Source organism: Endozoicomonas sp. PH6C (assembly GCF_059322965.1).
The window spans coordinates 4,292,252-4,318,047 of the sequence record NZ_CP185342.1; the positions used below are offsets into that span (position 1 = coordinate 4,292,252).

The window sequence follows — 25,796 nt, forward strand, 5'->3', positions numbered from 1 at the left end:
GACTCAGGCCTATCTGCCGGACAAGAATGATTTATGGGTATGATGAGCCGCTATCCGAAAAGTGCGAATACCTTGCAGGCTCTCAATATAGACGAACAACCATGAACTTTAATGTCCGTTTGCTGTCCAAGGAGCACAGTTTTACAGAGATGTATTGCAATGACATACGGACCAACATCAACCAACAGCGCCACGGTCAGTTCCAGCGCTCCGACATTTACGACACCCCAAGCGAGTAAATCTTCCTTAAACCCGAATGCAGAACCCTTTATTCCACGCTCTGAACAGGTTAAGCAAGGCCCGCAAGCACCCTTATCTGTCAGATACCCACAAACGACTGCAGTCCAGAACATTGCTCCTCATACGTTTCAAAAACAGAGGATAAAAGATTATTCCGATGAAACTGCAATGAAGGTTGGTAAGGCCTACGAAACACTAAAAAAACAAGATTTCATAAAAGCAGAAGAAATATTCCGGACCCTCTTAAGCGAAAACCAGGGCATACAAAGTCAGTTCGGCTATCAAGACATAATCATAGGGCTTGCAAGGTCGCTAAAAGAGCAAACGGTTAACAAACAGATAGAAGCCTGCAATATTCTGAAACAACTCAGATCAAAAGGACCGCTTAATGCATTTGGGGCTTCAACCATTCATAACCTTGATCTGACCCTGAGCCTTTGTGAAGAGAAAATTGGTTTGCAACTGAACGCGGAAGCACGACTTTTGATGTTGAGAAACAAAAGGCTTAATGATAATGAAAATGCCCTGTGCGTGCTTTCTGGCAATTTTGACGCAGATATTGCTATGGCCCGGGTATGGCAACATTTACACAAATACTCGCTGTCTGAAAAACTCCTGCTGAACATAAGAGCAGAGCTGATTAATAGCCTGCTGTTGAATCCATACGATGTACAAAAATTGCACAGACACCTCCATCTCGTTAATTTGGCTCTGGTGTTTCTCTGGCAGGATATGGGTCAACATAAACAGGCCGAAACACTGCTGCTAAAAATGAGCAAAAAGCATCCTGAAGACACTGAGGTCATTCTCTGCAGGCCCTCTGGGGATCATGACATTGACCTGGCTCTGGCAAGATTATGGATATTTATGGGCAAACATAAGCTGGCTGAAAGACTGCTGCTGAAAATGAGCAAAAAGCATCCTGAGGACACTGAGGACATTCTCTGCCGGCCCTCTGGGGATCATGACATTGACCTGGCTCTGGCAAGATTATGGATAATTATGGGCAAACATAAGCTGGCTGAAAGACTGCTGCTGAGCACTTGTGGCAAGCAGCCCGATGAGAGTTGGGACTACCTGTGCAAGCCCTCCGGGCATCATGTTATTGATCTGGCTCTGGTACGCCTCTGGCAGGAAACGGACAAACATCAACTGTCTGGAAGACTGCTGCTGAACCTGTGCCACAAGCATCCTCATGACAGTGAGGACAGCCTGTGCAAGCCCACTGGGCATCCTGTTATCGACATCGCTCTGGTGCGACATTGGGAGCTGGAGGGCAAATATCAACTGGCTGAAAGACTGCTGCTTAACCTGTGTGGCACGCACCCGGATGCCAATGAAGACAGCCTTTGCAAACCTTGTGGGAATCAGGAAATTGATCTGGCCCGGATGCGACTCGGGCAGCTAATGGGCAAACATGAACGGTCTGAAAGGCTGCTACTGAATATGATTGGCCTGCACCCCAATGCCGATGAAGACAGCCTGTGCAGGCCTTCAGGGAATCATGACATTGATATGGCCCGGGTGCGAGTCTGGCAAGTTATCGGCAAAGATGAACTGTCCGAGAGGCTGCTGCTGAATATGATTGGCCTGCAGCCCGATGCCGATGAAGACAGCCTGTGCAAACCTTCCGGGAATCATGAGATTGATCTGGCTCGGGTGCGACTCTGGCAAGACAAGAGCAAATATGAACTGTCTGAGAGGCTGCTGCTGAACATGAGTGGTAAGTACTTATGTGCCAGTGAGGAGGAACTCTGCAGGCCCTGTGGAAATCATCTCACTGACCTGTCCCTGGCGCGACTTTGGGAGTTCATGGACAAAGATTACCTGACTGAAAGGCTGCTGCTGAACATGAGTGGCAAGCCCCCCGATGCCGACGAAGGCAGCCTGTGCAAACCTTGCGGGAATCATTCCATTGACCTGGCTCTGGCGCGACTTTGGGAGTTAATGGACAAGCATTATCTGGCCGAAAGGCTATTGCTGAACATGAGTAGCAAGCACCCCGATGACAGTGACGATCGTCTGTGCATGCCTTGCGGGAATCATCTTATAGATCAGACACTGGTTCGACTCTGGCAGAGAACCGGCAAATATGAATGGGCTAAAGAACTGATCACACGCTGCTGTGATGTATACCCTTCGAGTGAGTGTGAATTAGCACTGTTGAGTTTATCTGCCGGGCAAGCAGGATTTTTGGAAATGATCAGCAGGTATCCGGAGAATGCTAATACCCTGCTGACTTGCTCGATCCATTATTTCAGACTGGCATGTGAGCAAATAACAGAGGGCGTCCCGGGGTCAGGAAAAGATAACCTAAACAAGGCGCTCGGGCTTGTTGAATCAGCATTGGAAAAGTACCCCCCCAGTGCAGGCGCTTATTCGCAAAAAGCGCATTGTCTCAGAATGATGGGTGCCAGCGAGAAAGAATGGAAGCAATGGTTCCAAAAAGCCAACTTCCTTGAACCCAACCGATTGCAGAGGAGTAAAACTGATTTTTGGCGAAGCAAAGAATCCTCTGCTCTTCAAAAGTTACGGGATCTCAAAGAGTAAACAGACACCCCTGATATGCCTGATAACTTAAGCCCATCTGCCGGGCAAGAAGGATTTATGGAAATGATGAGCCGCTATCCGGAAAGTGCAAACCTTGCAGGCTCTCAATATAGACGAACAACCATGAACTTTAATGTCCGTTTGCTGTCCAAGGAGCACCGTTTTACAAAAATGTAATAGTTCTATGGCATATGGACCAACACCGACGACCGGCACTGCGGTCAGTTCCAGCGCTCCGGCAGCAACGCCTGAAGCGAATAAATCTTCCTTAAATCCGAATGCAGAACCGTTTATTCCACGCTCTGAACAGTTTAAGCAAAGTCCGGACACACCCTTATCTGTCAGATACCCACAAACGACTGCAGGCCAGAACATTCCTCCTCAGACGTTTCAAAAACAGAGGAGGAAAAATTATTCCAAAGAAACTGCAATGAAGGTTAATAACGCTTACGAAGCACTAAAAAAACAAAATTTCATAAAAGCAGAAGAAATATTCCGGACCCTCTTAAGCGAAAACCAGGGCATACAAAGTCAGTTCGGCTATCAAGACATAATCATAGGGCTTGCAAGGTCGCTAAAAGAGCAAACGGTTAACAAACAGATAGAAGCCTGCAATATTCTGAAACAACTCAGATCAAAAGGACCGCTTAATGCATTTGGGGCTTCAACCATTCATAACCTTGATCTGACCCTGAGCCTTTGTGAAGAGAAAATTGGTTTGCAACTGAACGCAGAAGCACGACTTTTGACGTTGAGACACAAAAGGCTCAATGATAATGAAAATGCCCTGTGTGCGCTTTCTGGCAATTTTGACGCAGATATTACTATGGCCCTGGTATGGCAACATTTACACAAATACTCGCTGTCTGAAAAACTCCTGCTGAACATGAGAGCAGGGCTGATTAATAGCCTGCTGTTGAATCCATATGATGTAAAAAACTTGCGCAGAAAACTCCACACCGTAAATTTGACTCTGGCTCGACTCTGGCAGCATCTGGAAAAATTCCAACTGTCTGAGAACCTGCTGCTGGATATGATGGGCAAACATCCCGATGACAGTGAGGACATTCTCTGCAAGCCCTCCGCCCATGATGACATCAACCTGGCTCTGGTGCGTCTCTGGCAGGATATGGGTAAACATAAACAGGCCGAAAGACTGCTGCTGAAAATGAGCAAAAAGCATCCTGAGGACACTGAGCACATTCTCTGCAGGCCCACAGGAGATCATAACATTGACCTGGCTCTGGCAAGACTATGGATCATTATGGGCAAACATAAGCTGGCTGAAAGACTGCTGCTGAGCACTTGTGGCAAGCACCCCGATGAGAGTTGGGACTACCTGTGCAAGCCCTCCGGAAATCATATTATTGATCTGGCTCAGGTTCGCCTCTGGCAGGATATGGACAAACATGAACTGTCTGTAAGACTGCTGCTAAACATGAGCCACAAGCATCCTCATGACAGTGAAGACAGCCTGTGCAAGCCCTCTGGGCATCCTATTATCGACCTCACTCTGGCGCGACATTGGGAGCTGGCGGGCAAATATCAACTGGCTGAAAGACTGCTCCTTAACCTGTGCGGCACGCACCCGGATGCCAGTGAAGACAGCCTTTGCAAACCTTGTGGGAATCAGGAAATTGACCTGACCCGGATCCGACTCGGGCAGCTAATGGGCAAACATGAACGCTCTGAAAGGCTGCTACTGAACATGATTGGCCTACATCCCAATGCCGATGAAGACAGCCTGTGCAGGCCTTCAGGAAATCATGACATTGATATGGCTCGGGTGCGACTCTGGCTACGTATCGGTAAAAATAAACTGTCCGAGAGGCTACTGCTGAATATGATTGGCATGCAGCACAATGGCGATGAAGACAATGCCGATGAAGACAATGCCGATGAAGACACCCTGTGCAAACCTTCCGGGAATCAAGACATCGACCTGGCTCGGGTGCGACTCTGGCAAAATACGAGCAAATATCAACTGTCTGAGAAGTTGCTGCTGAACATGAGTGGTAAGTACTTTTGTGCCGGTGAGGAAGAACTGTGCAGGCCCTGTGGAAATCATGCCGTTGACCTGTCCCTGGCGAGACACTGGGAGTTAATGGACAAATATTACCTGACTGAAAAGCTGTTACTGAACGTGAGTGGCAAGCATCCCGATGCCGATGAAGGCAGCCTCTGCAAACCTTGCGGTAATCATCTCATTGACCTGGCTCTGGCGCGACTTTGGGAGTCAATGGACAAATATTACCTGACTGAAAGACTGTTACTGAACATGAGTGGCAAGCACCCCAATGCCAACGAAGACAGCCTGTGCAAACCTTGCGGGAATCATTTCATTGACCTGGCTCTGGCGCGACTTTGGGAGTTAATGGACAAACATTATCTGGCCGAAAGGCTATTGCTGAACATGAGTAACAAGCACCCCGATGACAGTGACGACCATCTGTGCATGCCTTGCGGGAATAATGTTATAGATCTGACACTGGTACGACACTGGCAGAGAATTGGCAAATATGAATGGGCTAAAGAACTGATCACACGCTGCTGTGACTTATACCCTTCGAGTGAGTGTGAATTATCACTGTTGAGCTTATCTGCCGGGCAAGCAGGATTTTTGGCAATGATCAGCAGGTATCCGGAGAGTGCTAATACCCTGCTGACTTGCTCGATCCATTATTTCAGACTGGCATGTGAGCAAATAGCAGAGGACGTCCCGGGGTCAGGAAAAGATAACTTAAACAAGGCGCTAGAGCTTGTTGAATCAGCATTAGAAAAGTACCCCCCGAGTGCAGGCGCTTTTTCGCAAAAAGCGCATTGTCTCAGAATGATGGGTGCCAGCGAGAAAGAATGGAAGCAATGGTTCCAAAAAACCAACTTCCTTGACCCCAACCGATTGCAGAGGAGTAAAACTGATTTTTGGCGAAACAGGGAAGCCGCTGCCCTTCAGAAGTTATCAATCTCAAAGAATAAAAAAACTTCTTTGAACCTTTATGACTGATGACTGTCCAACAGCATAGATTTTCAAGGAATCTACATCATTATGAGTTACGGGCCAACACCTACAACCAGCGCTCCAGCCAGTTCGGGCACTGAGACATCGCAATCGCCTCAATATTGTGCGCCAGTTTCCTATGCCGATGCGGCAAAAAAGCCTCCATCTACCTCAAATCGGCAAGCTAAACCTCTCAATCCACCGACTCAACTTCCAGAAGGTGTTCGTCAACATTCGAACAGACCCTCAAGGCAAGCAACTGCATACCAGAGTTCTACTCCCCGGACCTTTCAGGCGAAGACCTGCCCTCCTCAGGCGCTTAAAAAAGCGATCGATAGCGCTTTCGCGATGCTCAACAATCAAAATTTCACAGCTGCAGAAAAAGCATTCCGGGCCATCTTAAACGGCAAACATGGCATACCGAACCGGTTCGACAAGCAGGAAGCAACCATAGGGCTTGCAAGATCTCTAAATGAGCAAACCCGCGAAAAACAGATAGAAGCCTGCTCTATTCTGGAAGAACTCAGGTTAGATGGAAAACTTAACAGGTTCGGAGCTTCGACCATTAGTCACCTTGATCTGTGCCTGAGCCTCTGTGAAGAAGCACTTGGAAGATACCTTGATGCCGAAACCCGACTGTTGAGACTGAGAAAAAAAATGCGCGATGCCAATGAGAGAGTCCTGTGCGAACCTTCTCACTATTATGCCGCAGATATTAGTAATGCACGACTGTGGCAGCTTATGGGCAAATACACTCTGGCTGAAACATTGTTACTGAACTTAAAGACAGAACTGATTAAAAACCTGCAGTCAAAACCCTATTCTCCTGCTATATCAAAACTGCGTAAATACCTCGATACCGTCAACATGACCCTGGTGCGACTCTGGCAGTTGATGGGCAAACATCAAAAGGCTGAACTTCTGATGCTCGGCATCATTGGCAAGCACCCCAATGACGATGAGGACGTCCTCTGCAGGCGATCTGATCGTAAAGACGTTGATCTGGCTCTGACGTTTATCTGGCGGGGGTTGGGCAAGCGTGGGCGCGCTGAGAGGCTGCTGCTGAACATGAGTCGCAAGCATCCCGATGACAGTGAGGAGATTCTGTGTCGCCCCACTGGCCATCGTGCCATTGACATGGCTCTGGTGCGAACCTGGGAAGAAATGGACAAACTTGAGCTGGCTGAAAAGCTACTGCTGAACATGAGTGGAAAGCGCCCCGGTGACAGCGAGGAAGAACTGTGCAAGCCCTGTGGGCATCATGACATTGATCTCTCTCTGGCACTAGTCTGGCAGAGGAAATACAAATATATACGAACTGAAAAGCTACTGCTGAACATGAGTGGAAAGCACCCCGGTGACGGCGAGGAAGCACTGTGCAAGCTCTCTGAGAATCGCGAAATTAACCTGGCTCTGGTTCGATTTTGGGAACTGAAAGGCAAATATGAACTGGCTGAAAAGCTGCTGTTGAACATGAGTCGCAAGCATCCCGGCGCCAGTGAAGAGATCCTGTGCAAGCCCTGCTGGCAGCTGGAAATTGATCTGACACTGGTGCGACACTGGGGGATCTCGGGCAAATATCACCTCTCTGAAAGACTGCTGCTTAACATGAGTGGCAAGGACCCCGATGACAGTGAGGAGATCCTTTGCAAGCCTTGTGGAAATCATGATGTTGATCTGGCGCTGGCGATGCTCTGGGAGATGATGGATAAACCTGAACAGACTGAAAGACTGTTGCTGAACATGGGTGGTAAGCAGCCCGGTGACGACGAAGACAGCCTGTGCAAGCCCTCTGGCAATCATGAGATTGACCTGACTCTGGCACGCTGCTGGGAGAATACAGGCAAATTTGGACGGGCTAAAAGACTGCTTGAGCGTGGCTGTGAATTCTATCATTCGATTGAATTTGAACTCTCACTATTAAAGTTACCTAGCGGGCAAGAAGGATTTATGGAAATGATCAGTCGCTATCCGGAAAGTGCCAATACTTTGCTGGCTAACTCGGTCCATTATTTCAGCCTGGCTTGTGAACAGATCATTCAGGATGACCCGGAGTCAGGACAAGACAACCTTCATAAGGCTCTGGAATTTGTGGAATCGGCACTGAAAAAATACCCACCGAGTGCGGGAGCTTTTTCCCAAAAAGCGCACTGTCTCAGAATGCTGGGGAAAAATGAGCAAGAATGGAAGGAATGGTTTGATCGAGCGAGAGCCTTTGACTTCAGACGGGCACAGAGGGCTAAAACTCATTTTTGGCGAAACAGGGAGGCCGCTGCCCTTCAGAAGTTATCGAATCTCAAAGAATAAAAAAACATCCTTGAACCTTTATGACTGATGACTGTCCAATAAGTACCTAACCAGTTGGTTTCGCATATTCTGGACGGCGGCTTTTTCCATCCTTCTGCGTTCCAACTCTGGTTGCGTAGCTATGGCTACGCGCCCGTCGTTGCGCCTTGAAGGATGAAAAAATCCACTCGCCAGAATATGCGAAACCAACTGGCCAGGTACTTAAGCATAGATTTTCAGGGAATCCACATCATCATGAGTTACGGGCCATCACCTACAGCCAGCGCTCCAGCCAGTTCGAGCACTACGACGTCGCAATCGTCCCAGTATTGTGCGCCAGTTTCCTATGCCGATGCGGCAAAAAAACGTCCTTCTAATTCAAGTCGGGAAGTTAAACCTCTCAATCCACCAACTCAACTTCCAGAAGGTGTTCGTCAACATTCGACCAATCCCTCAGATATTTCAGGTCGGCAGGCATCTGTCTGCCAGCCTGCCAAGACATCTCAGCCATCACGGTATTGTGCGTCAGGTTCCTATGCCGATGCGTTAAAAGGGCGTAGATCTACCTTAAATCCGAACACTGAAACGTTTATTCCACATTCGCAACTTCCCCATGGTGGTCATCAACATTCGAACAGACCCTCAAGGCCAGCAACTGCATACCAGAGCTCTACTCCCAGGACGTTTCACCCAGAGGCGAAGACCTGCCCTCCTGAAGCGCTTAAAAAAGCGATCAATAGCGCTTTCGCAATGCTCAACAATCAAAATTTCACAGATGCAGAAAAAGCATTCCGGACCATCTTAAACGGAAATCATGGCATACCGAATCGGTTCGACAAGCAGGAGGCAACCATCGGGCTTGCAAGATCTCTAAAAGAGCAAACCCGCGAAAAACAGATGGAAGCCTGCTCTATTCTGGAAAAACTCAGGTTAGATGGAAAACTTACCAGGTTCGGAGCTTCGACCATTCATAACCTTGATCTGTGCCTGAGCCTCTGTGAAGAAGCACTTGGAAGACACCTTGATGCCGAAACTCGACTGTTGAGACTGAGAAGAAAAAGGCGCGATGCCGATGAGAGAGCCCTGTGCGAACCCTCTAGCTATTATGTCGCAGATATTAGTAATGCCCGACTGTGGCAGCTTATGGGCAAATACACTCAGGCTGAAACACTGTTCCTGAACATAAAAAAAGAACTGATCAAAAACCTGCAGTCGAAACCCTATTCTCCTGCTACATCAAAACTTCGTAAACACCTCGATACCGTCAACATGGCCCTGATGCGACTCTGGCAGTTGATGGACAAACATCAAAAGGCTGAACTTCTGATGCTCGGCATCATTGGCAAGCGCCCCGATGACGATGAGGACATACTCTGCAGGCCATCTGATCATAAAGACGTTGATCTGGCTCTGACGTTTATCTGGCGGGCGTTGGGCAAGCGTGAGCGGGCTGAGAGGCTGCTGCTGAACATGAGTCGCAAGCATCCCGATGACAGTGAGGAGATTCTGTGTAGCCCCACTGGCCATCGTGCCATTGACATGGCTCTGGTGCGAACCTGGGATGAAATGGACAAACTTGAGCTGGCTGAAAAGCTACTACTGAACATGAGCGGAAAGCGCCCAGGTGACAGCGAGGTAGCACTGTGCAAGCCCTGTGGGCACCATGACATTGATCTCTCTCTGGCACTGGTCTGGGAGAGGAAATTCAAATATATACGAACTGAAAAGCTACTGCTGAACATGAGTGGAAAGCGCTCCGGTGACAGCGAGGAAGCACTGTGCAAGCTCAGTGGGAATCGTGAAATTGACCTGGCTCTGGTTCGATTTTGGGAGCTGACGGGCAAATATGAACTGGCTGAAAAGCTGCTGCTGAACATGAGTCGCAAGCATCCCGGCGCCAGTGAAGAGATTCTGTGCAAGCCCTGCTGGCAGCTGGAAATTGATCTGACACTGGTGCAATACTGGGAGGTCTCGGGCAAATATCGCCTCTCTGAAAGACTGCTGCTTAACATGAGTGGCAAGGACCCCGATGACAGTGAGGAGATCCTTTGCAAGCCTTGTGGAAATCATGATATTGATCTGGCTCTGGTGATGCTCTGGGAGGTGATGGATAAACCTGAACAGACTGAAAGACTGCTGCTGAATATGAGTGGCAAGCACCCCGGTGACGACGAAGACAGCCTGTGCAAGCCCTCTGGCAATCATGAGATTGACCTGATTCTGGCACGCTGCTGGGAGAATGCAGGCAAATTTGGACGGGCTAAAAGACTGCTTGAGCGTGGCTGTGAATTCTATCATTCGATTGAATTTGAACTCACACTATTAAAGTTACCTACCGGGCAAGAAGGATTTATGGAAATGATTAGCCACTATCCGGAAAGTGCCAATACCTTGCTGGCTAACTCGGTCCATTATTTCAACCTGGCTTGTAAGCAGATCATTCAGGATACCCCGGAGTCAGGACAAGATAACCTTCATAAGGCTCTGGAATTTGTGGAATCAGCACTGAAAAAATACCCACCGACTGCGGGAGCTTTTTCGCAAAAAGCGCACTGTCTCAGAATGCTGGGGAAAAATAAGCATGAATGGAAAGAATGGTTTGATAGAGCGAGAGCCTTTGACTCCAGCCGGACACACAGGGCTAAAACTCATTTTTGGCGAAACAGGGAGGCCGCTGCCCTTCAGAAGTTATCGAATTCCAAAGAATAAAAAAACTTCCTTTAACCTTTATGACTGATGACTGTCCAACATGTCAGCAGCATAGATTTTCAGGGAATCTACATCATTATGAGTTACGGGCCAACACCTTCAGCCAGCGCTCCAGCCAGCTCGAGCACTTCGACATCGCAATCGTCTCCATATTGTGCGTCAGGTTCCTATGCCGAGGCGGTAAAAAGACGTCTATCCACCTCAAATCGGGAAATAAAATCTCTTACTCAAGCGGCTCAACTTCCACAAGTTGTTCATCAACGTTCCACCAGTCCCTCAAACATTTCAGGTCGGCAGGCATCTACCTGCCAGCCTGCTACGACATCGCAACCATCACTGTATTGTGCGTCAGGTTCAGATATCGGTGCATCAAAAGGGCGTAAATTTACCTTAAATCCAAACGCTGAAACGTTTATTCCACGTTCGCAACGTCCTCATGGTGATCATCAACATTTGAACAGTCCCTCAAATATTCCAGACTGGCCAGCAACTGCAGACCAGAGTTCTACTCCCCGGACCTTTCAGGCGAAGACCTGCCCTCCTCAGGCGCTTAAAAAAGCGATCGATAGCGCTTTCGCGATGCTCAACAATCAAAATTTCACAGCTGCAGAAAAAGCATTCCGGGCCATCTTAAACGGCAAACATGGCATACCGAACCGGTTCGACAAGCAGGAAGCAACCATAGGGCTTGCAAGATCTCTAAATGAGCAAACCCGCGAAAAACAGATAGAAGCCTGCTCTATTCTGGAAGAACTCAGGTTAGATGGAAAACTTAACAGGTTCGGAGCTTCGACCATTAGTCACCTTGATCTGTGCCTGAGCCTCTGTGAAGAAGCACTTGGAAGATACCTTGATGCCGAAACCCGACTGTTGAGACTGAGAAAAAAAATGCGCGATGCCAATGAGAGAGTCCTGTGCGAACCTTCTCACTATTATGCCGCAGATATTAGTAATGCACGACTGTGGCAGCTTATGGGCAAATACACTCTGGCTGAAACATTGTTACTGAACTTAAAGACAGAACTGATTAAAAACCTGCAGTCAAAACCCTATTCTCCTGCTATATCAAAACTGCGTAAATACCTCGATACCGTCAACATGACCCTGGTGCGACTCTGGCAGTTGATGGGCAAACATCAAAAGGCTGAACTTCTGATGCTCGGCATCATTGGCAAGCACCCCAATGACGATGAGGACGTCCTCTGCAGGCGATCTGATCGTAAAGACGTTGATCTGGCTCTGACGTTTATCTGGCGGGGGTTGGGCAAGCGTGGGCGCGCTGAGAGGCTGCTGCTGAACATGAGTCGCAAGCATCCCGATGACAGTGAGGAGATTCTGTGTCGCCCCACTGGCCATCGTGCCATTGACATGGCTCTGGTGCGAACCTGGGAAGAAATGGACAAACTTGAGCTGGCTGAAAAGCTACTGCTGAACATGAGTGGAAAGCGCCCCGGTGACAGCGAGGAAGAACTGTGCAAGCCCTGTGGGCATCATGACATTGATCTCTCTCTGGCACTAGTCTGGCAGAGGAAATACAAATATATACGAACTGAAAAGCTACTGCTGAACATGAGTGGAAAGCACCCCGGTGACGGCGAGGAAGCACTGTGCAAGCTCTCTGAGAATCGCGAAATTAACCTGGCTCTGGTTCGATTTTGGGAACTGAAAGGCAAATATGAACTGGCTGAAAAGCTGCTGTTGAACATGAGTCGCAAGCATCCCGGCGCCAGTGAAGAGATCCTGTGCAAGCCCTGCTGGCAGCTGGAAATTGATCTGACACTGGTGCGACACTGGGGGATCTCGGGCAAATATCACCTCTCTGAAAGACTGCTGCTTAACATGAGTGGCAAGGACCCCGATGACAGTGAGGAGATCCTTTGCAAGCCTTGTGGAAATCATGATGTTGATCTGGCGCTGGCGATGCTCTGGGAGATGATGGATAAACCTGAACAGACTGAAAGACTGTTGCTGAACATGGGTGGTAAGCAGCCCGGTGACGACGAAGACAGCCTGTGCAAGCCCTCTGGCAATCATGAGATTGACCTGACTCTGGCACGCTGCTGGGAGAATACAGGCAAATTTGGACGGGCTAAAAGACTGCTTGAGCGTGGCTGTGAATTCTATCATTCGATTGAATTTGAACTCTCACTATTAAAGTTACCTAGCGGGCAAGAAGGATTTATGGAAATGATCAGTCGCTATCCGGAAAGTGCCAATACTTTGCTGGCTAACTCGGTCCATTATTTCAGCCTGGCTTGTGAACAGATCATTCAGGATGACCCGGAGTCAGGACAAGACAACCTTCATAAGGCTCTGGAATTTGTGGAATCGGCACTGAAAAAATACCCACCGAGTGCGGGAGCTTTTTCCCAAAAAGCGCACTGTCTCAGAATGCTGGGGAAAAATGAGCAAGAATGGAAGGAATGGTTTGATCGAGCGAGAGCCTTTGACTTCAGACGGGCACAGAGGGCTAAAACTCATTTTTGGCGAAACAGGGAGGCCGCTGCCCTTCAGAAGTTATCGAATCTCAAAGAATAAAAAAACATCCTTGAACCTTTATGACTGATGACTGTCCAATAAGTACCTAACCAGTTGGTTTCGCATATTCTGGACGGCGGCTTTTTCCATCCTTCTGCGTTCCAACTCTGGTTGCGTAGCTATGGCTACGCGCCCGTCGTTGCGCCTTGAAGGATGAAAAAATCCACTCGCCAGAATATGCGAAACCAACTGGCCAGGTACTTAAGCATAGATTTTCAGGGAATCCACATCATCATGAGTTACGGGCCATCACCTACAGCCAGCGCTCCAGCCAGTTCGAGCACTACGACGTCGCAATCGTCCCAGTATTGTGCGCCAGTTTCCTATGCCGATGCGGCAAAAAAGTCTCTAACTACCTCAGGCCGGGAAACTAAATCTCTTACTCAACCGGCTCAACTTCCACAAGTTGTTCATCACCGTTCCACCAATCCCTCAGATATTTCGGGTCGGCAGGCATCTGCCTGCCAGCCTGCTACGACACTACAACCGTCAGGGTATTGTGCGTCAGGTTCAGATACCGGTGCATCAAAAGGGCATAAATTTACCTTAAATCCAAACGCTGAAACGTTTATTCCACGTTCGCAACTTCATCATGGTCATCAGCATTCGAACAGACCCTCAAATACTCCAGACTGGCCAGCAACTGCATACCAGAGCTCTACTCCCCGGACGTTTAACCCGGAGGCAGAGACCTGCCCTCCTGAAGCGGTTAAAAAAGAGATCAAAAGCACTTTCGCAATCCTCAAAAATCAAAATTTCATAGATGCAGAAAAAGCATTCCGGACCATCTTAAACGGCAAGTATGGTATACCGAATCGGTTCGAGAAGCAGGAAGCAACCATAGGACTTGCAAGATCTCTAAAAGAGCAAACCTGCGAAAAACAGATGGAAGCCTGCTCTATTCTGGAAGAACTCAGGTTAGATGGAACACTCAACAGGTTCGGGGCTTCGACCATTAACAACCTTGATCTGACCCTGAGCCTTTGTGAAGAAGCACTTGGAAGACACCTTGATGCCGAAACCCGGCTGTTGAGACTGAGAAGAAAATGGCGCGATGCCGATAAGAAAGCCCTGTGCAAACCTTCCCGCTATTATGACGCAGATATTACTCATGCACGACTGTGGCAGTCTATGGGCAAATACACTCTGGCTGAAACACTGTTACAGAACATAAAAACAGAACTGATTAAAAACCTGCAGTCAAAACCCTACTCTCCTGCTATAGCACAACTGCCTAAATACCTCGATACCGTCAATATAGCCCTGGGGCGACTCTGGCAGTTGCTGGACAAACATCAAAAGGCAGAACTTCTGATGCTCGACATCATTGGCAAGCGCCCCGATGACGATGAGGACATACTCTGCAGGCAATCTGATCATAAAGACGTTGATCTGGCTCTGACGGTTATCTGGCGGGCGTTGGGCAAGCATGAACGGGCTGAGAGGCTGCTGCTGATCATGAGTCGCAAGCATCCCGATGACAGTGAGGAGATTCTGTGTAGCCCCACTGGCCATCGTGCCATTGACATGACTCTGGTGCGAACCTGGGATGAAATGGACAAATTTGAGCTGGCTGAAAAGCTACTGCTGAACATGAGTGGAAAGCGCCCCGGAGACAGCGAGGAAGAACTGTGCAAGCCCTGTGGGCATCATGACACTGATCTCACTCTGGCACTACTCTGGCAGAAGAAATACAACTATATACGAACTGAAAAGCTACTGCTGAACATGAGTGGAAAGCGCCCCGGTGACAGCGAGGAAGCACTGTGCAAGCTCTGTGGGAATCGTGAAATTGACATGGCTCTGATGCGATATTGGGAGCTGACGGGCAAATATAAACTGGCCGAAAAGCTACTGCTGAACATGAGTCGCAAGCATCCCGGCGCCAGTGAAGAGATCCTGTGCAAACCCTGCTGGCAGCAGGAAATTGATCTGACACTGGTGCGATACTGGGAGGTCTTGGGCAAATATCACCTCTGTGAAAGACTGCTGCTTAACATGAGTGGCAAGGACCCCGATGACAGTGAGGAGAGCCTTTGCAAGCCTTGTGGAAACAATGATTTTGATCTGGCTCTGGCGATGCTCTGGGAGATGATGGATAAACCTGAACGGACTGAAAGACTGCTGCTGAACCTGAGTGGTAAGCACCTCGATAACGACGAAGACAGCCTTTGCAAGCCCTCTGGCAATCATGACATTGACCTGACTCTGGCACGCTGCTGGGAGATTACAGGTAAACTAGGATGGGCTAAAAGACTGGTTGAGCGTGGCTGTGAATTCTATCATTCGAATGAATTTGAACTCACACTGTTAAAATTATCTGTCGGGCAAGAAGGATTTATGGAAATGATTAGCCGCTATCCGGAAAGTGCCAATACCTTGCTGGCTAACTCGATCCATTATTTCAGCCTGGCTTGTCAGCAGATCATTCAGGATAACCCTGAGTCAGGGCAAGATAACCTTCATAAGGCTCTGGAATTTGTGGAATCAGCACTGAAAAAGTACCCACCGAGTGCGGGAGTTTATTCCCAAAAAGCGCACTGTCTCAGAATGCTGGGAAAAAGTGAGCAAGAATGGAGGGAATGGTTTGATAGAGCGGAAGCCTTTGACTCCAGCCGGACATACAGGGCGAAAACTCATTTTTGGCGAAACAGGGAGGCCGCTGCCCTTCAGAAGCTATCGAATCTCAAAGAATAAAAAAACATCCTTGAACCTTTTTGACTGATGACTGTCCAACAGCATAGATTTTCAGGGAATCTACATCATTATGAGTTACGGGCCAACACCTACAACCAGCGTTCCAGCCAGTTCGAGCTGTACGACATCGCAATCGTCTCCATATTGCGCGTCAGGTTCCTATGCCGATGCGGCAAGAAACCGTCAATCCACCTCAAATCGGGAAATAAAATCTCTTACTCAATCGGCTCAACTTCCACAAGTTGTTCATCAACGTTCCACCAGTCCCTCAGATATTTCAGGTCGGCAGGCATCTGCCTGCCAGCCTGCTACGACATCTCAGCCGTCAGGGTACTGTGCGTCAGGCTCAGATACCGGTGCATCAAAAGGGCGTAGATCTACCTTAAATCCGAACGCTAAAACGTTTATTCCACGTTCACAACTTCCTCATGGTGGTCATCAAGATTCGAACAGACCCTCAAGACCAGCAACTGCAGACCAGAGTTCTACTCTCCGGACCTTTCACCCAGAGGCGAAGACCTGCCCTCCTGACGTTTTTAAAAAAGAGATCAAAAGCGCTTACGCAATGCTCAACAATCAAAATTTCATAGATGCAGAAAAAGCATTCCGGACCCTCTTAAACGGCAAGCATGGCATACCGAATCGCTTCGACAAGCAGGAAGCAACCATAGGGCTTGCAAGATCTCTAAGAGAGCAAACCCACGAAAAACAGCTGGAAGCCTGCTCTATTTTGGAAGAGCTCAGGTTAGATGGAAAACTTACCAGGTTAGGAGCCTCGACCATTAGTCACCTTGATCTGTGCCTGAGCCTCTGTGAAGAAGCACTTGGAAGACACCTTGATGCCGAAACCCGACTGTTGAGACTGAGAAAAAAAATGCGCAATGCCAATGAGAGAGCCCTGTGCGAACCTTCTCACTATTATGCCGCAGATATCAGTAATGCACGACTTTGGCAGCTTATGGGCAAATACACTCTGGCTGAAACATTGTTACTGAACTTAAAGACAGAACTGATTAAAAACCTGCAGTCAAAACCCTATTCTCCTGCGACATCAAAACTGCGTAGACACCTCGATACCGTCAACATGGCCCTGATGCGACTCTGGCAGTTGATGGGCAAACATCAAAAGGCTGAACTTCTGATGCTCGACCTCATTGGCAAGCGCCCCGATGACGATGAGGACATACTCTGCAGGCAATCTGATCATAAAGACGTTGATCTGGCTCTGACGTTTATCTGGCGGGCGTTGGGCAAGCATAAGCGGGCTGAGAGACTGCTGCTGAACATGAGTCGCAAGCATCCCGATGACAGTGAAGAGATTCTGTGTCGCCCCACTGGCCATCGTGCCATTGACATGGCTCTGATGCGCACCTGGGATGAAATGAACAAACTTGAGCTGGCTGAAAAGCTACTGCTGAACATGAGTGGAAAGCGCCCCGGTGACAGCGAGGATGAACTGTGCAAGCCCTGTGGGCATCATGACATTGATCTCTCTCTGGCACTAATCTGGCAGAGGAAATACAAATATATACGAACTGAAAAGCGACTGCTGAACATGAGTGGAAAGCGCCCCGGTGACAGCGAGGAAGAACTGTGCAAGCCCTGCGGGCATCATGACATTGATCTCTCTCTGGCACTACTCTGGCAAAGGATATACAAATATATACGAACTGAAAAGCTACTGCTGAACATGAGTGGAAAGCGACCCGGTGACAGCGAGGAAGAATTGTGCAAGCTCTGTGGGAATCGTGAAAGTGACCTGGCTCTGGTTCGATTTTGGGAGCTGACGGGCAGATATACACTGGCTGAAAAGCTGCTGCTGAACATGAGTCGCAAGCATCCCGACGCCAGTGAAGAGATTCTGTGCAACCCCTGCTGGCAGCATGACATTGATCTGGCTCTGGTGCGATGCTGGCAGCTTACAGGCAAATATAAACTTTCTGAAAGACTGCTGTTGAATATGATTGGCTGGCAACCCAATGACAGTGAGGAGATCCCGGGCAAGTCCGGTGGTCATGATGTTCTTTACCTGGCTCTCGCACGGCTCTGGGAGATGATGGATAAACCTGAACGGACTGAAAGACTGCTGCTGAACATAAGTGGTAAGCACCCCGGTGACGACGAAGACAGCCTGTGCAAGCCCTCTGGCAATCACGACATTGACCTGACTCTGGCACGCTGCTGGGAGAATACCGGCAAACTTGGACGGGCTGAAAGGCTGCTTAAGCGTGGCTGTGAATTTTATCATTCGAATGAATTTGAACTCACACTATTAAAGTTATTAACCGGGCAAGAAGGATTTATGGAAATGGTTAGCTACTATCCGGAAAGTGCCAATACCTTGGTGGCTAAATCGATCCATTATTTCAGTCTGGCTTGTGAGCAGATCATTCAGGATAACCCTGAGTCAGGACAAGATAACCTTCATAAGGCTCTGGAATTTGTGGAATCGGCACTGAAAAAGTACCCACCGATTGCGGGAGCTTTTTCCCAAAAAGCGCACTGTCTCAGAATGCTGGGGAAAAGTGAGCAAGAATGGAGGGAATGGTTTGATAGAGCGGAAGCCTCTGACTCCAGCCGGACATACAGGGCTAAAACTCATTTATGGCGAAACAGGGAAGCCGCTGCCCTTCAGAAGTTATCGAATCTCAAAGAATAAAAAACGCCCTTGAACCTTTATGACTGATGACTGTCCAACAGCCTAGATTTTCAGGGAATCTCCATCATTATGAGTTACGGGCCAACACCAACAACCAGCGCTCCAGTGAGTTCGAGCACTACGACATCGCACTCGTCTCCATATTGTGCGTCAGGTTCCTATGCCGATGCGGCAAAAAAACGTCCATCTAGCTCAAATCAGCAAGCTAAATCTCTTAATCCACCGGCTCAACTTCCACAAGTTGTTCATCAACGTTCGACCAGTCCCTCAAATATTTCAGGTCGGCAGGCATCTGCCTGCCAGCCTGCTACGACATCGCAACCGTCACGGTATTGTGCGTCAGGTTCCTATGCCGATGCGGCAAAAAAGCCGCCATCTGCCCCAAATCGGGAAGCTAAACCTCTTGCTCCACGCGCTCAACTGGCAAAGGGTGTTCATCAACATTCGAACAAATCCTCAAATATTTCAGGCCAGCAGGCATCAGCTTACCAAAGGTCTACCCCCAGGACGCTTTATCCAGAGGCAAAGACCCCCTCTCCTGCAGCTATTAGAAAAGAGATCAATAGTGCTTTCGCAATACTGAGACATCAAAATTTCACAGACGCAGAAAAAGCATTTCGAGTCATCTTAAAGAAATACCAAGGCAATCTGAGTCCATTCAACAAACAGAACACGACCATAGGGCTTGCAAGAGCGCTGAAAGAACAGACCAACGAAAAACAGTTAGAAGCCTACTCTCTTCTGGAAGCGCTCAGATTGGATGGAACATGCAATAAGTTTGGCGCTTCGACCATTCACAACCTTGATCTGAACCTGAGCCTCTGTGAAGAGGCACTTGGATGGCACTTTGCCGCCGAAACACGACTTTTGAGGCTCAGACGGAAAAGCACCAATGCCTATGAGAAGACCCTGTGCAAGCCTTCTGGCTATTATGCTGCAGATATTACTAATGCCAGACTGTGGCAGTCTATGGGCAAACACAGGCTGGCTGAAACACTCCTCCTGAAAATAAAAGAGGAGTTGATTAAAAAGCTGCAGTCGAAACCGGACTCTCTTGCGGCACAAAAACTGCGTAAATACCTCGGTAAGGTCAATATGGCCCTGGCGCGACTCTGGCAGCTGATGGAGAAATATCAACTGGCTGAAGACCTCTTGCTGGACATGAGCGGCAAGCACCCCGATGACTATATGGACATTCTCTGCAAGCCCACCAAGTGTGAAGACATTGACTTGGCTCTGTCGGTACTCTGGCGGTTAATGGGCAAATATGAACAGTCTGAGAGACTGCTGCTGAACATGAGTAACAAACGTCCCGATGACAGTGAGGACACTCTCTGCAAACCTTCCGGGAATCATGACATTGACCTGGCTCTGGTGCGACTCTGGGAAGAAACGCGTAAACATGAGCTGGCTGAAAAACTGCTGATACTCATGATTGGCAAGCACCCCAATGACAGTGTGAAGGTTCTGTGTAAGCCCTTTGGGAAAGCTAACATTGACCTGGCCCTGGTGCGGCTCTGGCAGATAATGGGCAAATTTAAACAGTCTTCAGAACTTCTGCTGAACATGTGCGGTTCGCGACCCGGTGCCAGTGAGGAAGAAATGTGCATGCCCTCCGGGCATTGTGACACTGACCTGACCCGGGCTCGATTCTGGCAGATGGAGGGCAGACACAACCTGGCTGAAAGGCTGCTGCTGAACATGGGTGGCAAGCATCCCGGTGCCAGTGAAGAGATTCTCTGCAAGCCCTGCTGGCAGCAGGAAATTGATCTGACACTGATGCGACACTGGGAGGTCACTGGCAAATATCACCTCTCTGAAAGGCTGCTGCTGAACATGAGTGGCAAGGACCCCGATGGCAGTAAGGAGATCCTTTGCAAGCCCTGTGGGAATCATGATTTTGATCTGGCTCAGGCGATGCTCTGGGAGATCATGGATAAACCCGAATGGACTGTACTCCTGCTACTGAACATGAGCAGCAAGCACGCCAATGACACTGAAGACAGCCTGTGCAAACCCTCTGGCAATCATAACGTTGATATGGCTCTGGCACGCTTTTGGGGGAGGATAGGCAAACATGAACAGGCTGAAAGACTGCTTAAGCAAGGCTGTAAATTATATCATTCGAATGAATTTGAACAGGCACTACTCAGCCAATCTGCCGGGCAAGAAGGATTTATGGAAATGATTAGCCACTATCCGGAAACGATCAATACCCTGTTGGCTACCTCGATCCATTATTTCAACCTGGCTTGCAAGCAAATAATCGATACAGGTCCAGAGTCAGGACAAGATAACCTTCATAAGGCTCTGGAAATTGTGGAATCGGCACTAAAGAAATACCCTCCTAGTGCGGGAGCTTTTTCGCAAAAAGCGCACTGTCTCAGAATGCTGGGGAAAAATGAGCAAGAATGGAGGGAATGGTTTGATAGAGCGGAAGCCTTCGACGTCAGCCGGGCATACAGGGCAAAAACTCATTTTTGGCGAAGTAGGGAAGCCGCTGCCCTCCAGAAGTTATCGAATCTCAAAGAATAAAAAAACATCCTTGAACCTTTATGCCTGATGACTGTCCAACAGCATAGATTTTCAGGGAATCTATATCATTATGAGTTACGGGCCAACACCTACAACTAACGCTCCAGCGAGTTCGGGCACTACGACATCGCAATTATCTCAATATTGTGCGTCAGGTTCAGATACCGGTGCAGCAAAAGGGCGTGAATTTACCTTAAATCCGAACGCTGAAACGTTTATTCCACGTTCACAACTTCCTCATCGTGGTCATCAACATTGGCACAGACCCTCAAATATTCAAGACCGGCCAGTAACTGCATGTCAGCGCCCTACTCCCCGGACGTTTCACCCAGAGGCGAAGACCTACTCTCCTATAGCCCTTAGAAAAGAGATCGATAGCGCTTTCGCAATGCTCAACAATCAAAATTTCATTGATGCAGAAAAAAAATTCCGGGTCATCTTAAACAGCATACATGGCATACCGGATCCATTCGAAAAGCGGAACGTAACCGTAGGGCTTGCAAGATCGCTAAAAGAGCAAACCTGCGAAAAACAGTTGGAAGCCTGCTCTATTCTGGAAGAACTCAGGTTAGATGGAACACTCAACAGGTTCGGGGCTTCGACCATTTATAACCTTGATCTGACCCTGAGCCTCTGTGAAGAGGCACTTGGAAGACACTTTGATGCCGAAACCCGACTGTTGAGGCTGAGAAAAAAAAGGCTCGATGCCGATGAGAGAACCCTGTGCGAACCTTCTCGCTATTATGCCGCAGATATTAATAATGCCCGACTGTGGCAGTCTATGGGCAAATACACTCTGGCTGAAACACTGTTCCTGAACATAAAAAAAGAACTGATTAAAAAGCTGCAGTCAAATCCCTATTCTCCTGATACATCAAAACTGCGTAAATACCTCGATACCGTCAATATAGCCCTGGTGCGACTCTGGCAGTCTATGGACAAACATCAAGAGGCTGAACTCCTGATGCTCGGAATCATTGGCAAGCGCCCCGATGACCATGAGGACGTACTCTGCAGGCAATCTGATCGTAAAGACGTTGATCTGGCTCTGACGTTTATCTGGCGGGCGTTGGGCCAGCATGAGCGGGCTGAGAGGCTGCTGCTGAACATCAGTCGCAAGCATCCCGATGACAGTGAGGAGATTCTCTGTCGCCCCACTGGCGATCCTGCCATTGACATAGTTCTGGTGCGAACCTGGGAAGAAATGGACAAATTTGAGCTGGCTGAAAAGCTGCTGCTGAACATAAGTGGCAAGAGACCCGACGACAATGAGGAGCTCCTGTGTGAACCCTTTGGGCATCATGATATTGATCTCGGTCTGGCACTGCGCTGGCAGAGGAAATACAAATATATACGAGCTGAAAAACTACTGCTCAACATGAGTGGAAAGCGCCCCGGTGACAGCGAGGAAGAACTGTGCAAGCTCTCTGGGAATCGTGAAATTGATTTGGCTCTGGCACGACATTGGGAGCTGACGGGCAGATATAAACTGGCTGAAAAGCTGCTTCTGAACATCTGTGGCATGCACCCCAATGCCAGTATAGACAGCCTGTGCAGCTCCTGTGGGAACATGGAAAATGACCTCGCTCGGGTGAGACTCTGGGAAATGATGGGCAAACATGAATGGTCTGAAAAGCTGATGCTGAACATGATTGGCATGCCCCCCGGAGCTATTGTGGAAGAGCTGTGCAAACCATTTGGGCATCATGACATTGACCTGACTCGGGCGCGACTCTGGCAGGAAATGAAGAAATTTGAACTGTCTGAAAGGCTGCTGCTGAACATGAGTGGCAAGCACCTTGATGCCGATGAAGACAGCCTGTGCAAACCTTCCGGGAATCAACAGATTGACCTGACTTTGGTAAGACTATGGGACACTTCGGGCAAATGTGAAGAGGCTGAAAGACTGACCAGGCGTTGCTGTGAGTTATATCATTCGAATGAATGGCAATTAACCCTGTTGTGCTTATCTACCGGGAAAGCGGGATTTCTGGAAATGATCAGCCGCTGTCCGGAAAGTGTCAATACTCTGGTGGCTACCTCGATCCATTATTTCACCCTGGCTTGTGACCAGATAAAAAAAGACGGCCCGGAGTCTGCAAAGGAGAACCTTGAAAAGGCGCTTGAGCAGGTTGAATCAGCGTTGCAAAAATACCCTCCGAATGCGGGAGCTTATTCACAAAAAGCCCATTGTCTCAGGATGCTGGGTCGAAGTAAGCAACAATGGACAGAATGTTTTGCTAGAGCGCAAGCCCTTGACTCCAGGCGAAACCAAAAGGAGAAAGCCGATTTTTGGCGGAGGCACGAATACATTGCTCTTGAGATAGTAAGAGGTCTCACAGGTTAGATGGCCTTGTACTTTATTACGTCCACTGCCTGTCAAAAAGTCTAAGTTTCAGGGAATTAATGAGGCTATGAATTACGGATTACCAACAACAACCCGTTTCGCGACCCGTTCGTGCACCGCAACCGTTGCCACACCTCAACCGCTGCAATATTGTGCCTCAGGTTCAAATGCTAACACTGAAACAACAAAGCCTCCGTTTAAATTAAACCCGAAAGCGCCAGCGTTTATTCCACGGATGCAACCTGATCAGCCTGTTCAGAAAGATCCGGGCGTACCCTCAAATATCCTGGACCGGCGGGCAAAGGCATACCAGTGTATGTCTCCCCGAACGTTTCAGCAAAGGGTGAATAAATCCTGTCCTGAAACGGCTAAAAGGATCGATAGCGCTTTCAAACTATTAAAAAAACAAGATTACATAAATGCAGAAGCAGCATTCCGCACCATCTTGCAAGATGAACAACTGAATGAATTCGATCACCAGAGAACCGTCATAGGGCTTGCAAGATCGCTGAAAGAACAAACCTCGGAAAAGAAGAAAGAAGCCCTTACTCGTCTGGAAGAACTCAGGGTGAATGGTACGTTCACCGAGTCTGGAGCTTCAACCATTCGTAACCTTGATCTGACCATGAGCCTCTGCGAACAGGCACTTGGACGGTTCCATGATGCGCAAGCACGACTTTTAAGGTTGAGAAACAAAAAGCCCGATGCAGACGCGGAGACACTTTGCCAGCACTCTGGCTATTTTGACGTTGATATCGCTAATGCACGACTATGGCAGCATATGAGAAAATACCAGCTGGCTGAAAAACTGCTGTTGGGCATGAAAGCAGGGCTGATTGAAAAGCTGCAGTCGGACCCACACGCTGGCATAGTGGAAAGGCTGCATAATTACCTCGATAGTGTAAATATAGCTCTGGTGCGATACTGGCAAGAGGTGTGCCAATATGATCGGGCCGAAGATCTGCTGCTAAACATGGGTGGCAAGCACCCGGATGAAAGTATCGAAACCCTGTGCAAGCCCTCTGAGCATCACGACGTAGACCTGGTAAGACACTGGCAGGTGATGGGCAAATATGAATGGGCTGAAAAACTGCTGCTCAACATGATTGGCAAAGACTCCAAAGACAGTATCGAGATCCTCTGTACAGCCTCTGAGCACCCCGAATTCGATCTGTCTCTGGCGCTTCTCTGGCATGCGACAGGCAGATATCAACTGAGTGAAAAACTGCTGCTCAACATGATTGTCAAGCATCCCGATAACGCTGAGGAGATCCTGTGTACGCCCTCTGGAAAACATGAGATTGATCTGGCTCTTGTACGACTCTGGCAGGAGATGGGCGAATATCAAAGGGCTGAAATACTGCTGTTAAACCTGAGTCTCAAACACCCCGATGAGAGAGAGGAGTCCTTGTGTCAGCCCTGTGGGCATCATGACATTGACCTGACCCTCGCTCGACTCTGGCAGAAGTTGAACAAACATAAACAAGCAGGAATACTGCTGCTGAACATGAGTGGCAAGCGCCCCGATGCCGCTATGGAAGAACTTTGCAGGCCCTGTGGCAACCGTGACATTGACCTGGCTCTGGCGCTGCATTGGGAGATAGTGAATAAACATCATCTAACTGAAGGGCTGCTGCTGAACATGAGCAACAAGGACCTCAACGACAGTGAGGACAGTCTGTGCATGCCTTGCGGGAATCATGATATTGATCTGGCTCTGGTACGCCTCTGGGAGCTAATCGACAAAGGTAAACAGGCTGAAAGACTGATTGAGCGTTGCTGTGAATTATACCATTCGGATGAATGTGAATTATCCTATCTGTCCTTATCTGCCGGGAAAGCAAAGTTTATGGAGGTGATTAACGGGTATTCGGAAAGTGCCAATAAGTTGCTGCTTATCTCAATCCACTATTTTGTGATGGCGTGTAAGCAGATATCAGAAGCCAGTCCGAAGTCAGGAGAAGAAAACCTCATTAAGGCGCTTGAGCATGTGCAATTAACACTTGAGAGGTACCCCCCGACTGCGGGAGCTTATTCACAAAAAGCGCACTGTCTCAGAATGCTGGGCGCCAATGAGCAAGAATGGAGGAAATGCTTCCAAAAAGCCCAAGCCCTTGACTCCAACCGAAAACAGAAGGGTAAATCGGATACCTGGCGAAGCAACGAATACGCGGCTCTTCAAAAAGTACTGGCTCAGACATAAGCATGAACTTTTATATCCGTTGACTGTCCAATGG

General features: G+C 48.6%; 11 protein-coding genes. 10 read left to right on the forward strand and 1 reads right to left on the reverse strand.

Annotated elements, in window-relative coordinates; genetic code table 11:
- The first annotated feature begins 159 nt into the window (after positions 1-159).
- On the forward strand, positions 160-2,790 hold the full coding sequence (locus ACOMG9_RS16725) for a PABP-interacting PAM2 motif-containing protein (protein WP_494529127.1): 2,631 nt from the start codon (positions 160-162) through the stop codon (positions 2,788-2,790).
- Between the two features lie 27 nt (positions 2,791-2,817).
- Here ACOMG9_RS16725 and ACOMG9_RS16730 read toward each other — a convergent pair whose 3' ends face one another.
- Entirely contained in the window at positions 2,818-3,165 is a 348-nt protein-coding gene (locus tag ACOMG9_RS16730; RefSeq protein WP_494529128.1) for a hypothetical protein, read from the reverse strand.
- A 55-nt stretch (positions 3,166-3,220) separates the two neighbouring features.
- On the opposite strand from ACOMG9_RS16730, the gene ACOMG9_RS16735 reads away from it, so the two are divergent.
- From ACOMG9_RS16735 to ACOMG9_RS16775, 9 genes are all read left to right on the forward strand, one after another.
- Positions 3,221-5,794, forward strand: a complete 2,574-nt coding sequence (locus tag ACOMG9_RS16735; RefSeq protein WP_494529129.1) for a hypothetical protein — start codon at positions 3,221-3,223, stop codon at positions 5,792-5,794.
- Between the two features lie 42 nt (positions 5,795-5,836).
- Positions 5,837-8,095, forward strand: coding sequence for a hypothetical protein (locus ACOMG9_RS16740; RefSeq protein ID WP_448217717.1), 2,259 nt, complete (start codon positions 5,837-5,839; stop codon positions 8,093-8,095).
- A gap of 234 nt (positions 8,096-8,329) precedes the next feature.
- The gene (locus ACOMG9_RS16745) at positions 8,330-10,783 is read left to right on the forward strand and encodes a hypothetical protein (protein ID WP_494529130.1); all 2,454 of its coding nucleotides are present in this window, start codon (positions 8,330-8,332) and stop codon (positions 10,781-10,783) included.
- Between the two features lie 78 nt (positions 10,784-10,861).
- The gene (locus ACOMG9_RS16750; RefSeq protein WP_494529131.1) at positions 10,862-13,321 is read left to right on the forward strand and encodes a hypothetical protein; all 2,460 of its coding nucleotides are present in this window, start codon (positions 10,862-10,864) and stop codon (positions 13,319-13,321) included.
- Between the two features lie 234 nt (positions 13,322-13,555).
- Positions 13,556-16,018 (forward strand): hypothetical protein, encoded by a 2,463-nt coding sequence (locus tag ACOMG9_RS16755; protein ID WP_448217720.1) that lies wholly within the window; start codon positions 13,556-13,558, stop codon positions 16,016-16,018.
- A 70-nt stretch (positions 16,019-16,088) separates the two neighbouring features.
- On the forward strand, positions 16,089-18,677 hold the full coding sequence (locus ACOMG9_RS16760) for a tetratricopeptide repeat protein (RefSeq protein ID WP_448217721.1): 2,589 nt from the start codon (positions 16,089-16,091) through the stop codon (positions 18,675-18,677).
- A 69-nt stretch (positions 18,678-18,746) separates the two neighbouring features.
- On the forward strand, positions 18,747-21,212 hold the full coding sequence (locus tag ACOMG9_RS16765; RefSeq protein ID WP_494529132.1) for a hypothetical protein: 2,466 nt from the start codon (positions 18,747-18,749) through the stop codon (positions 21,210-21,212).
- Between the two features lie 70 nt (positions 21,213-21,282).
- Positions 21,283-23,559, forward strand: a complete 2,277-nt coding sequence (locus tag ACOMG9_RS16770) for a tetratricopeptide repeat protein (protein ID WP_448217723.1) — start codon at positions 21,283-21,285, stop codon at positions 23,557-23,559.
- A gap of 67 nt (positions 23,560-23,626) precedes the next feature.
- Complete coding sequence (locus ACOMG9_RS16775; protein WP_494529133.1) at positions 23,627-25,762, forward strand: tetratricopeptide repeat protein; 2,136 nt, start codon at positions 23,627-23,629, stop codon at positions 25,760-25,762.
- The last annotated feature ends 34 nt before the right edge of the window (positions 25,763-25,796 follow it).